We start from the raw sequence: 13,181 nt of genomic DNA on the forward strand, positions 1-13,181 counted from the left end.
TCACTGGTGAGGTCGGCGGGGTGGCGGGGTCCGGCGGGCGCGGCCCCGCCGGGCGGCGGCGCGCATCGCGGCGCGGGCCAGTTCCGGCCGGTCGGCGGCCCCGTCGAGGCTTGCGGCGAGCGCCCGTACGGTCGGGTGGCGGAACAGGTCGAGCATGGTGACCGAGCGGCCGGTGGCCTCGGTGAGGCGGGCGTGCACGGCGGCCAGGGCCATCGAGTGGCCGCCGATGTCGAAGAAGTTGTCGCTCACGCCCACCGCGTCGCGGCCGAGCACGTCCCGCCAGATCCCGGCGATCAGCTCCTCGGTCCCGGTGAGCGCGTCCGAGCCGGCGGGCAACGGCGGGCGGGCCGGTTCGGCGGTGGCGACCGTCATCGCGCCGAGCGCCGCGACCCGCACCGCCGGGCGGGGCAGTTCGGGCGCCACCTCGGCGGCCGGCGTGTCCGGGTCGGCGGCGAGCGCGCCGACCAGCGCGGCCAGGTCGGCCAGGAGTGCTTCGATCCGGTCGGCCTCGAACAGGTCCGGGTTGTGCACCACCTCGACGCCGGCCCGGCCGTCGCGCTCCACCACGTAGACGGTCAGGTCGAACGGCGACCCGGGCTTGGGCACCGGCACCGGCTCGACGGCCAGGCCGGTCAGCGCCAGCCGGGGCGCGACGAAGTTGAGCACGTTGAACAGCACCTGCACCAGCGGGGCACGGGAGGTGTCCCGGCCCACGCCGAGCGTCTCGACGATGCGTTCCAGCGGCGCGCCCGGGTGGGCGGTGACCTCGTGCAGCTCGGCGGCGGCCCGGTCGACCTGCTCGGCGAAGCTCGCGCCGCCGGAGCGGAACCGCACCGGCACGGTGTCGATGAAGAAACCGATCACCTCGTCGAACGCGGCGAGTCGCCGGTCGGCGACGATCGCGCCGAGCACGTGCTCGTCGCCGCCGGTGACCCGGCGCAGCAGCTCACCGAACGCGGCAAGCAGCACCGCCGCGACAGTGGTGCCGCGCCGGGCGGCCAGGTCGCGTACGGCCCGGTCGGCGGTCTCGTCCAGCCGCACCGCGGCCTCCGACCCGGCGTACGTCTGCACGGCCGGGCGGGGACGGTCGCGGGGCAGGTCCAGCACCGTCGGCGCGCCGGTCAGGTGCGCGGTCCACCAGGCCAGGTCCGTCTCGCCCCGGCGCCGGTCCCGGTCGGCCCGCCACACCGCGTAGTCGGCGTACGTGGCGGGCAGCGGCGGGCGGCCCGGCACGGACCGGCCGAGGGCGCGGGCGTACGCGAGTGCCAGCTCGTCGTAGAGCAGCGCCTCGGACCAGCCGTCGAAGACCGCGTGGTGCACGGTGATCGCGAGCACGTGCTCCCGCGCGGCGAGCCGGTACACGGTCACCTGCCAGGGCGGGCCGGTGGCGAGGTCGAACGCGTGCCCGGCGCCGGCCGCGAGCATGCCGGCCAGCTCACCGTCCGGGTCGGCGGAGCCGGTCAGGTCGACCACCGGCACCGCCACGTCGGTCGGTTCCTCGCGGACCGCGTACGGCACGCCGCCGTTGCACGGGATGCGCCAGCGCAGCACGTCGTGCCGTTCGGCGACGGCCCGCAGCGCGGCGCCGAGCGCGGGGACGTCAAGCGGCCCGCGCAGCCGGTGCGCGACCGCGATGTTGTAGGGCGCGCTGGACGGGGCGAGCTGGTCCATGAACCACAGCCGCCGCTGCGGCGGGGACAGCGTCGGCGGGTTGCCGGTGGTCAGCCCGTCGGCGTCGGCGGGGTCGGCGGCGCGGACCCGGTCCACCAGCGCGGCGAACGTGCGGTCGGCGAACAGCACCCGCGTGTCGACGTGCCGGCCCAGTTCCGCGCGCAGCGCCGCGACCAGCCGCATCGCGGCGATCGAGTTGCCGCCGGCGGCGAGGAAGTCGCTGTCCGGGGCGGGCGCGGCGCCGAGGAGCCGGGTCCAGACGCGCCGGACCGCCGCCGTCACCGGGTCGTCGTCGGCGGGCGCGTCGTCCACGGTGGCCGGGGCGGTGGTGGCCAGCTCGCGCAGCGCCGGCCGGTCCAGCTTGCCGGTGGTGGCGCTGACCGGCAGCGCGTCCAGCCGCACCGTCCGGGCGGGCAGCATCGCGGTGGTGAGCCGCGTGTGCGCGTACGCCCGCAGCTCGTCGTGGTCCGGCGCCCCGGCCGGGGTGAGGAACGCGACCAGCTCGGCGCCGGCCGGGCCGGGCACCGCCTCCACGGCTACCCGCTCGACGCCCGGGTGGGCGGCCAGCACCGCCTCGATCTCGCCCAGCTCGATGCGCTGGCCGCGCACCTTGACCTGCCGGTCGGCGCGGCCGAGATAGACGATCCGGCCGTCCGGGCCCTGCCGGACCAGGTCGCCGGTGCGGTAGAGCCGTTCGCCGGGGACGTCGCCGAACGGGTCGGGCACGAACCGCCCGGCGGTCAGGCCGGGCCGGTTGAGGTAGCCGTCGGCCAGGCCGGGCCCGCCGATCAGCAGCTCACCGGTCTCGCCCGCCGGCACCGGCCGCAGGTCGGCGTCGACCACGTACGCCCGGTGGTTGGGCAGCGGCCGGCCGATCGGCATCGGGTCGGTGTCGGCCGGGGTGAGGTCGCAGGTCACCGCCAGCACCGTGGTCTCGGTCGGGCCGTAGCCGTTGAGGAACCGCCGGCCGGGCGCCCAGCGGGCGACCAGTTCGGCCGGGACCGCCTCGCCGCCGCAGAGCAGCACCCGCCACGTCGGGAACGCGGCCGGGTCCAGCAGCGCCAGCACGGTCGGGGTGATGAAGCCCCAGGTCACCTCGTGCTCGGCGACGAACCGGGCCAGCCGTACCGGGTCGGCCCGGTCGTCGGCGCCGAGCAGCTGCACCGCACCGCCGAGCGTGAGCGGCACGAACAGGTCCATGGTGGCCGCGTCGAAGCCGAGCGAGGCGATGCCGAGGCTGCGGACCGAGGCGTCGGCGCCGGTCAGCGCGGTCACGCCGGTGACGAACTCGACAGCGTTGCGGTGGGTGGTCAGCACGCCCTTGGGGCGGCCGGTGGAGCCGGAGGTGAACAGCACGTACGCCGGGTCGCCGGGGCGGGCCGGGCAGGGCACGAGCGGAGCCGGGCCGGGCAGGCCGAAGGCCGTCACGCCGGGCTCGTCGCCGAACTCGGCCGCCGCCGCGTCGCCGACCACCAGGCGGACGCCCGCGTCGCGGGCGATGCCGCGCAGCCGGGCCCGGGGGCCGCCGGGCTCCAGCGGCACGTACGCGGCCCCGGCGAGCAGCACGCCGACCACCGTGACCACCAGGTCGGGGGTACGCGCGCCGCACACCCCGACCCGGTCGCCCCGGCCGGCGCCGTGCTCGCGCACCGCGGCGGCCACCCCGGCGGCCCGGTCGACGAGCTGCCGGTAGGTGAGCCGGGTGTCCCACTGGCGCACCGCCACCGCGTCCGGGGTACGGGCCGCCTGCGCGGTGATCAGGTCGGCGAGGGTGGCGTCCGGCCAGGGCAGGTCGCTGCCGTGGACGGCGCCGGCGGTCAGGGTGTCGGTCACCGGAGTGCTCCAAGATGCTCGGCCGGGTCGGTGATCTGGAGGCGCAGTTCGCTGACGTAACCGCGGCCCCGCGCGTCGGGCACCCACGCCTCGGTGGGTGCGGGCAGCAGTTCGGAGACCACCACCGGCACGTCCGGGCCGGTACGCAGCGCCGCGTCGACCATCGCGCACAGCGACTGCGCGTACAGCGGGCCGGTCAGGTCCACGTAGCAGGGTTTGATCTCGGTGCCGACCTTGACGAACACCCGCTCGGGCAGGCCGGTCTCGGCGCGCCAGCGGCGTACCGCCAGGTAGCGGGCGGTCTCGTCGGGGTGGCCGCCCAGCCCGCACGCCCCTGCCGTGGTGCGCCAGGTACGCCGGGCCACGACCAGCCGGTCGATGGTGATGCGGGGCGTGTACGCGGCGGCGCCGAGCAGCTTGAACGCGTCCAGCAGCAGCGAGCCGAGCAGCGTGGCGAACACCTCCATCAGCGGCCAGCGGGCGCCGTCGGGGAAGACCGCGGTGAGCGTGTCGCCGGTGCGTTCGACGAGCACCGTGGTGGCCGGGACGAGGCGGTCCACGTCGGCGCCGTGCGCGGTGTCGATGCCGAGCTGGCGGTCGGCCGGGCCGGTCAGCGCGTACGTGGTGCGGGTGGTGCGGCGGGGGAAGCTGTCCGGCCAGAGCACCCGCAGCCGCACCGGGCCCAGGTCGGCGTCGAGGTCGGCGCGCAGCGCGGCCGGGTCCGGGTGGAACGGGCTGAGCACCGCGCTGTCGAACGCGACGGACGCCGGGTGCAGCTCGCCGAGCACCAGCAGGAAGTCGCCGCGCTCGACGGCCTCCGGCGAGGCGGCGCTGAGCTGCACGTCCGGGTTGTGCAGCCGGGCCGACGGCCAGCCGGGCGTCTCGGCCGGGAACAGCCCCCGGGCCCGCTCGGTCAGGTCCGCCGCGCACAGCCGCAGCTCCGCCTGCCCCGCGGGCAGGTCGGCCAGGCCGAACAGCTCGGCCCAGCGCGCGGTGAGCGTGGCGCCGGCCCGGCCGATCGGGCCGTCCGGGGCGACGAGCGTGCCCTGGGCCAGCAGCCACAGGTCGGCCAGCCGCACCGGCTCGCCGTCGGCGGCCAGTTCCTCGTGCAGCTCGGCGAAGACCTCGCCGCAGCGGGTGGCCACCTCGGCGGTGAACCAGCGGGCGGTCCGCAGCACCACCGCCAGCGGCTCGGCGAGCGCCTCGACGACCGCCGACCCGATCCGGAACTCCAGGTCGCGGGCGGTCTCCTCGTAGCAGACGGTGCGGCCGGCGTACATCTGCCCGCTGTGCCGGGTGGCCGGGCGGCCGGTGACGGCGGTGAACTCGGCGTTGAGGGCGGCGAGCGCGGCACCGAGCCGGTCCGGGTCGCCGGCCGCGGCGGCCACCTCGTCGCGGGCGGCGCGCAGCCGGCCGAACCCGGCCGCCGTGGCGGCGCGGACCGGCTCGTCGCCGATCGCGGCGATCCGCGTTTCGAGCACCCGCTCGGCGTCGGGCGCGATCGGCAGGTTCGCGCCCCAGCTGAGCCGGCCGCGCTCCACCCACCGGTCGAGCAGCAGGTAGACGTCGTCGGCGCTGTGCACCTCACCGGCGTCGCACAGCCGCCGCGCCAGATCCAGCGCGGGCGTCCGCCCGTCGCAGGCGCCGAGCACCAGCGCCTCGACCGGGGTCAGCGCGATCGGCGGGTGCATCGGCCAGCGCAGTTCCCGCCCGGCGACGGTCAGGTGGGGTTGCAGGGCCGGCGCCCACCAGCGGCGCACCGCGAGGTCGTCGGCGAGCCGGTCGGCGTACGCGATGAGCGCCCACGCCTCGAAGTAGACCCGCCGCCGGTGCACCAGCGTCTCGCCGGGCACGGTGGTCACGCCGGGCCGGGACGTGTCGAACGTGCCCCAGCAGACCGGGCCGAAGAAGCCGATGGTCTCGGCCTTGCCGCAGTAGCGCTGCCAGTAGCGCAGCAGGCTCAGTTCACGCTTGCGGCGGCGGACGTTGCGCACCCCCGGGTCGGTGCGCAGCAGCCCGTCCAGCGCGATCAGCATGTCCGGGTTCTGCCAGGTCACCGCCTCGCGCAGCAGCGGGTCGCCGGCCAGCTCACCGGCCACCGCGGAGGACTCCGCGAACGCGTCGGCCAGGGCCTTGCCGAACACCTCGGCGCCGGTGTCGCCGGCGAGCAGCGCGTCCGCGGCGGCGGCGCAGTCGGGCGCGGCGAACCGGTCCAGCCCGGCGGCCGGGAACCCGGCGGTACGCAGGACCACGTCCCGCCACACCGACCAGCCGGTGTCGCCCAGGGGCAGCAGGTGGCTCACCGGTGGTCCTCCCGCCCGGTGTCGGTGATGTGCAGGCGCAGCTCGCTGAAGTAGCGGCGGCCCCGGCCGTCGGGCACCCACGCCTGCTCCGGGCCGGGCAGCATCTCGCTCACCGTGAACGACACGTCGTCGCCGCCGTCGACCCGGGCGGCGCGCACCATCGCGCAGAGCGTGGTGGCGAACGCCGGCGCGGACAGGTCCACGAAGCAGGGTTTGGTCTCGGTGCCGAGCTTGACGTACACCTGCTCGGGCAGGCCGAGGCGGCGCCGCCAGTCCCGGACGGCGAGGAACCGGTCCCGCTCGCCGTTCGGTACGGCGAGGCCGCTCTCGCCCACCGTGGTCCGCCACGTCTGCCGGGCCAGCACCAGCCGGTCCACGGTGATGCGGGGCGTGTACGGCGCGGCGGCGACCAGCTTGAACCCGTCCACGGCGTGCGCGCTGAGCGGCTCGGCGAAGATCTCGACGAGCGGCCAGCGCTGCCCGTCCGTGGCGGTGGCGACCAGCTCGCCGTCCACCTCGTCGACGACCAGGCCGACGGTGGGCAGCACGCGGGCCGGGTCGGCGCCGGGCGCGTCGAGGAACGCCAGGTGCCTGTCGGTCGGGCCGGTCAGCGACTCGGCGGTGCGGCTGGTCCGCCGCGGCCAGTCGGCCGGGAACAGCAGCCGGACCCGCCGCTGCCCGAGGTCGGCGGCGAGCGCGTCACGCAGCCGTTCCACGTCCGGGTGCGACGGGGTGAACACGGCGCAGTCGAACGATGACCAGGCGGCGTGCAGCTCACCGAGCACCACCGTGTAGTCGCCGCGCCGCAGCGCGTCCGCGTCGGTGGCGCAGATCTGCAGGTCGGGGCTGTGCATGGCGGCGTTGGACCACTCCGGACCGGTGCCGGGGAACACCGCGTCGATCCGGTCGGCGAGGTCGGCCGCGCGCAGCCGCACGTCTGTGGTGCCGGCGGGCAGCGTGTCCAGGCCGAACAGTCCGGCCCAGCGGGCCGCGAAGTCCGCCGCGACCGCGTCGACCGGCCGTTCCCCGTCGCCCCAGAACATGCCCTGGGCCAGGAACCACAGGTCGGCCAGCGGCACCGGGGCGCCGGACTCGGCGCGCAGCTCCTCGTACAGGCCGCGCAGCACGTCCAGGTAGGCGCGGGCGAGCGCGTTGGCAAGCCAGCGGGCGGCGCGCAGCAGCACGTCCAGCGGCGCGGCCAGCTCGGCCAGCAGCGGCGCGCCGAACACCACGTCCAGGTCCCGGGCGCTGTCCTCGTAGCAGACCGTGCGGCCGGCGTACATCTGTCCGGCCCGGCGTACCGCGGGCACGCCGGTCAGCTCGGTGAACGTGGCGTCCAGCGCGTCCAGGGCGGCACGCAGCCGGTCCGCGTCACCGGCCGCGGCGGCCACCGCGTCGCGGGCGGCGCGCAGCCGGTCGAACCCGGCGCGGGCGGCGGCGCGGGCCGGCTCGTCGCCGATCGCGTCGATCCGCGCGGCCAGCACCCGCTCGGCGTCCGGGCTGACCGGCAGGGCCGCGTCCCAGGTGATCAGTTCCCGCTCGGCCAGCCGGTCGAGCAGCGCGTACCCGTCCTCCGGGCGGCGCAGCCCGATCGCCGGGTCGGCCACCAGGTCGGCGGCGGCCCGCCGACCGTCGGCCGCGCGCAGCAGCGCCGCCTCGACCGGGGTCAGCGTCAGCGGCGGGCGGCCGGGCCGCAGCACGTCCCGGTCCCGGACGGCCAGGTGGGCCCGCAGCATCGGCGGCCACCACCGCCGCACCGCCGGGTCCGCGCCGATCCGTTCGGCGTACGCGGACAGCGCCCACGACTCGAACCACACCCAGCGCCGCCGGGTCAGGCTCTCGCCGGGGTTGACCAGGGCAACCTCCAGCTGTGCGGGATCGACGGCGACCCAGCAACTGGGGCCGAAGAAGCCGACCGTCTCGTTCTTGCCGCAGTAGCGCTGCCAGTACTTCAGCAGCGCCCGCTCGCGGTCCCGGCGGCGTACGTTGCGGGCCGCGTCGGCGCCGCCCCGGACCAGCCCGTCGAAGGCGACGAGCGCGCCCCGGTTCTGCCAGGTGACCGCCTCGCGCAGCAGCGGGTCGGCGGCCAGCTCGCTGAACCGCTGCGCGCCGGCGCGCAGCGCCTCCTCGAACTCCTTGTCGAACCGGTCCGCACCGGCGCCGGTGGCCAGCAGCTCGTCAGCCGCCGCGGCGGCCCGGGGCGCGCTGAACAGCTCCAGTCCGCCGGCCGGGAAGCCGGTGGTCCGCAGCACCGCGTCGCGCCACACCGACCAGCCGGTGTCGCCGAGCGGAACCCGGTGCGCGGCGCCGGCGGTCCCGCGACCGGCGGCGCGCACCGGGTCCGGACCCGCGTCCGGCGTGCCGGGGCGGGTGTCTGTTGGCGCGGCGGTCAGGTCGGCCCGGATCAGCGCGGCCAGCTCGGGCAGCCGGTCGTGCAGGAAGAAGTGCCCGCCGTCCAGCTCGTGCAGGGCGAACCCGGCGGCGGTGTGGTCGGCCCAGGCGGCGCTCTGTTCCCGGCTGACCGCCCGGTCGGTACGGCCGGCGAACACGACGATCGGCACCGGCAGCGGCTCGCCCGGTACGTGGCGGTAGCTGTCGACCCGGTCGAAGTCGGCGCGCAGCAGCGGCAGCAGCAGTTCCACCAGCTCGGGGTGGTCGAGCAGTTCGGCGGGGAGGCCGCCGCCGTCGCCGAGGCGGCGCAGCAGTTCCTCGTCGCTCGCCCGGGACAACCCGTCGAACGGACCAGGCCCGTCGATGTGCGGGGCGCGGGCGCCGCCGACATAGAGCCGCAGCGGCAGCGGGCGGCCGGTGCGGCGCAGCTCGCGGACCACGTCGAAGCCGAGCCGTCCGCCCATCGAGTGGCCGTAGATCGCGTACGGGCGGTCGGCGCGGGAGGCGATCGCGTCGGCCACGTCGGCGACGTGGAAGCGGGGGTCCTCGGTGATCCGGTTCTCCCGGCCGGGCAGTTGCACCGGCACCACGTCGACACCGGCGCCGAACTCGTCCGCCCAGCGCCGGAACGCGCTGGCGCCCGCTCCGGCGTAGGGCAGGCAGAACAAACGCACCGGCGCCTCGGGTCGGCTTCCGGCGGAGACGAACCAGTTCACCGTGGACCTTTCTGCACGGGGTCGATCCAGTGCCGGCGGCGCTGGAACGGGTAGGTGGGCAGTTCGGTGCGGCGCACCGTGCCCTCGGGGTGCAGCGCGTGCCAGTCGACGTCGTGCCCGGCGACCCACTCGGCGGCCGTCTCGCGCAGCGGCCCGCCGTCACCGGCGAGGCGGGCGCCGGTGTCGAGCAGCACGTCCAGCGCGGACAGCGCGGACGGCAGGTCGGCGGCGACCACCGCCGCCCGGTGGGCGAACGCCCGCCGGCCCAGCGCCAGCGTGGCGGCCACGTCGGGCAGCGCCGGGACGGCCCCGGCCAGGTGGGCCCGCAGCCGTTCCAGCGCGGCCCGCAGCGCTGCCGGGGTACGCGCCGACACCGGCAGCAGCCACGGCCCCTCGCCGGGCGGGTCGGCCGGTTCGGCCGGCGGTGGCTGTTCCACCACGACGTGCGCGTTGGTGCCGCCCAGACCGAACGCGCTCACCCCGGCGACCCGGCGCGCGTCGTCCGGCCAGTCCCGCGCCTTGGTGGGCACGTAGAACGGTCCGGCGGCCAGGTCGATCTCCGGGTGCGGGCGGGTGAAGTGCAGGTTCGGCGGGATCACCCCGTGCCGGACGGCCAGCACCGTCTTGATCAGCCCGGCGATGCCGGCGGCCGCGTCGAGGTGACCGATGTTCGTCTTCACCGAGCCGAGCGCCGTGGAGTCGGCGGGCGCGGCGCCCGCGTACACCTCGTGCAGCGCGGCGACCTCGATGGCGTCGCCGAGCGGCGTACCGCTGCCGTGGCCCTCGACGAAGCGGACCTCGCCGGGTGCGACCTCGGCGGTGGCCAGCGCGGTCGCGACGGCGGCGGCCTGTCCGGCCGGGCCGGGCACGGCGAAGCCGGCCCGGTCCGGGCCGTCGTTTGTGACCGCCCAGCCGGGCAGGATCGCGTAGATGCGGTCGCCGTCGGCCTGCGCGTCGGCGAGCCGGCGCAACGCCACAACGCCAGCGCCGGAGCCGAAGCCGGAACCGTTCGCGGCCTCGTCGAAGGCGCGGCACCGGCCGTCGGGCGAGGCGAGCCCGCCCGAGCGGTGCCGGGGCCACATCACCGTGGAGCCGCCGGCCAGCGCCAGGTCGCACTGGTAGTCGGCCAGGCTCTGCGCGGCCACGCAGACCGCGACGAGCGAGCTGGAGCAGGCGCTCTGCACGGCCATCGCCGGGCCGGTCAGGCCGAGCCGGTAGGCCACCTGACCGGGCAGGTGGTCGGTGAACTGGCGGCCGACGAGCCGGGCCTCCCAGTCGTCCGGGTCGACGTCGCCGACCACCGCCGGGTTGTCCATCAGGTGGAACAGGAAGTAGCGGTTGGCCGAGGTGGCGGCGTAGACGCCGACCAGGCCGGGGAAGCGCGCCGGGTCGTGCCCGGAGTCCTCCAGCGCCTCCCAGGCGGTCTCCAGGAACAGCCGGTGCTGCGGGTCGGTGCGGGCGGCCTCGTCGGCGCCGAAGCCGAAGAACTCGGCGTCGAAGTCGGCCACCCCGTCGAGCCGGCCGGTGGCGCGGACGTGCCGGGGGTCGGCGCGCAGGGCCGGGCCGACGCCGAGCGCGGCCAGCTCCTCGTCGGTGTGGTCGTGCACCGAGTCGACGCCGGTGCACAGGTTCCACCAGAACGTGGCCACGTCGGGAGCGCCGGGGAACCGCCCGGCGACGCCGACCACGGCGATCTCGTCGCCGGTGTACTCGCGGGCGGCGCGGACCGGCGCGGCGGGCGCGGGCAGCACCGGGGCGCGGACCGCCTCGGGCGGGGCGTCCAGCAGCGCCGCCTGGGCGGCGATACTCGGGTGGTCGAACAGGCGCAGCATCGGCAGCCGTACGCCGAACCGCTCGGCGAGGCGCTGCTGCACCTGGCCCAGCAGCAGCGACTGCCCGCCCACGTCGAAGAAGCTGGCGGTGCGGGCGACCGCGTCGCGGCCCAGCACCGCGCACCAGATGTCGTGCACGGCGCGCTCGGTCTCGGTGGCCGGGGCCTCCTCGGCCGGCACCTCGGTGACCGGGTCGGGCAGCGCCCGCTCGTCGATTTTGCCGGTGACGGTGAGCGGGAACTCGTCGACCACCACCACCGCGCGGGGCACCGCGTAGTCGGGCAGCGCGGCGATCAGCGCCGCGCGCAGCGCCACCGGGTCGGGGCGGGCGCCGGCCGGGCGGGCGTACGCGAGCAGTTCGCCGGCCCGGACGACGGCGCGGACGCCCGCGACGCCGGGCTGGGCGGACAGCACGGCCTCGATCTCGGTCAGCTCGACCCGGTGCCCGCGCACCTTGACCTGCCGGTCGAGCCGGCCGAGGCAGACCAGTTCCCCGCCGGGCAGCAGCCGGCCCAGGTCACCGGTGCGGTACGACCGCACCCCGTCGGCGTCGACGCCGAAGCGGTCGCTGTCCTGGTTGAGGTAGCCGGGGGCGAGGTGGCGGCTGTGCACCACGATCTCGCCGGTGTCCGGGTCGAGGTCCAGCCGGTAGCCGGGGAAGGCGGTGCCCACCGGCAGTGGCCCGCGGGCATCCGGGTCCACCTCGGACAGCTGCTGCGCGTGCCGGGCGGCGAACGTCATCTCGGTGGCGCCGTAGCCGTTGACGAGCACGCAGCCGGGGGCGAACCGGCCCCGGCCGCGCGCCGCGTCGGTCCAGGTGGCCTGCTCACCGCCGAGCAGTACCGCCCGCACCGTGGGCAGCCGGCGCGCGCCGAGCGTGTCGAGCAGGAAGCGGTAGACGGTGGGCGTGCAGTGCAGCACCGTGGCGCGGTGCCGGTCGAGCTGTTCGACGGCGTGCGCGAGCCCCTGGCGGCGCAGGTCGACCGGTACGACTGCGGCGCCGGTGAGCAGCGCCGGGTACAGGTCGGGGATGGCGGCGTCGAAGCTGAACGACGCGAGCAGGCTGAGCCGGTCGTCCGGGCCGACGCCGAGCGCGGCGATCTGGTTGTCGACGAGGTGGGCCAGGTTGCGGTGGGTCTGCCCGACCGCCTTGGGCACGCCGGTGGAGCCGGAGGTGAACAGCACGTACGCCGGCGCGTCCGGGTCGGCCGCGACCGGGCGCAGCGGAGCCGGCGGCACCTCGTCCAGCGGCACGACCACGCGGTCACCGGCCAGCGTGGACGCCAGGTCGCGGTGCTCGGCGGCGCAGGCCACGGCGGTGACGCCGGCGGCGTCGACCATGTGGCGCAGCCGGGCGACCGGGAAACCCGGGTCCAGCGGCACGTACGCGCACCCGGCGGCGAGGGCGCCGAGCAGCGCCGCCACGGTGGGCGCACCGTGTGCGGTGAGCAGCGCGATCCGGTCTCCGGCGCGCAGGCCCGCGGCGGCGAACACGGCAGCGTGCCCGCCGGCCGCCCCGGCCAGCTCGGTGTAGGTGACCTCGTGGGTCTCACCGAGAAGGGCCGGACGTCCGCCGTGGACCGCCGAGATCGCGCCGAAACGATTGATGATCATCGTCTCTGCCATGTCAGGAAGCGGGTTGTGCTCCACAGACGACAGGCACGCAGCAGCGATCGACGAATGTGATCATTGATCCCCCCCAGGACTTCACATTGGAAGCAGAATATGGCTCACAGCCCGGGCCGGAAGGGGGCCGATCAGGCTTGACCCGAAGGGAGGAAGGCACCCTGGAACGTCGGATGGAGGAATTCGTCCGATCATCCCTCTAGCGCGTAGACGATTTTCAGCGTACGTGACCGCCCACGAATTATTTTACGGTGAAAATACTTCCTGGCCGTCGAATCTTCGTGGCGGCGGCCCCGGTGCCGCAGCTCAACCCGGATCGCGGGGAGCGTGCTCAGACATCGTACGGCGGGCGTGGGATGGGGTCCACCATGGCGTCGAAGCCCTTCGGGAGCTGCGCGACGAGGTCGTGGAACTCCCCCACCGTCACCGTGTCGCGCAACGTGGCGAGCACCGCCACGGCCCCCACCTCGGCGACCGCCGGGTCCACCGCCGCGCGTTCGGCCACGCGGTACAGGAAGTCGACGGCGCCACCCGTGGTGGCGGTGCCCGCGGGCTCCAGATAGCCGCCCACGTCGTCCGGCAGCTGCGCCGCCAGGTCCGTCGCCTCGTCCGCGGTGATCCGGTCGGCGAGGGTCTGCAACACCGCCCGGGAGACGGTCGCCGCCTCGTCGGTGGGCAACTCGGCCCGCCGCGCCACCGCCTCGACGAACAGGGGGAACCGCATCCCACCCCTCCCCTCGCCGCCGGCGGGCACCACGCCACGCGGTCGGCCCCGGCGGGTACCCGCCCCCCGCACCGGCCAAACGCCC

General features: G+C 76.4%; 5 protein-coding genes. All 5 read right to left on the reverse strand.

All coding sequences use genetic code 11. The features are described 5' to 3' along the window. Positions 1-3,504 carry an amino acid adenylation domain-containing protein gene (locus AB0B20_RS15050; RefSeq protein ID WP_357470973.1) on the reverse strand — a complete coding sequence of 1,168 codons (3,504 nt, stop codon included), beginning with the start codon at positions 3,502-3,504 and terminating at the stop codon, positions 1-3. Beyond that, positions 3,501-5,807, reverse strand: a complete 2,307-nt coding sequence (locus AB0B20_RS15055) for a lantibiotic dehydratase (protein WP_357470976.1) — start codon at positions 5,805-5,807, stop codon at positions 3,501-3,503. The genes AB0B20_RS15050 and AB0B20_RS15055 overlap by 4 nt, the downstream gene beginning before the upstream one ends. After that, complete coding sequence (locus AB0B20_RS15060; protein ID WP_357470979.1) at positions 5,804-8,914, reverse strand: thioesterase domain-containing protein; 3,111 nt, start codon at positions 8,912-8,914, stop codon at positions 5,804-5,806. Before AB0B20_RS15060 ends, AB0B20_RS15055 begins: the two co-directional genes overlap by 4 nt. Further along, complete coding sequence (locus AB0B20_RS15065; RefSeq protein ID WP_357470982.1) at positions 8,911-12,372, reverse strand: AMP-binding protein; 3,462 nt, start codon at positions 12,370-12,372, stop codon at positions 8,911-8,913. The genes AB0B20_RS15060 and AB0B20_RS15065 overlap by 4 nt, the downstream gene beginning before the upstream one ends. Positions 12,373-12,703: 331 nt before the next feature. After that, on the reverse strand, positions 12,704-13,096 hold the full coding sequence (locus AB0B20_RS15070) for a DUF2267 domain-containing protein (RefSeq protein ID WP_357384010.1): 393 nt from the start codon (positions 13,094-13,096) through the stop codon (positions 12,704-12,706). Positions 13,097-13,181: the final 85 nt, after the last annotated feature.

Source organism: Micromonospora sp. NPDC049151, from assembly GCF_040648395.1.
In the GTDB taxonomy this organism is placed as follows: Bacteria; Actinomycetota; Actinomycetes; order Mycobacteriales; family Micromonosporaceae; genus Micromonospora.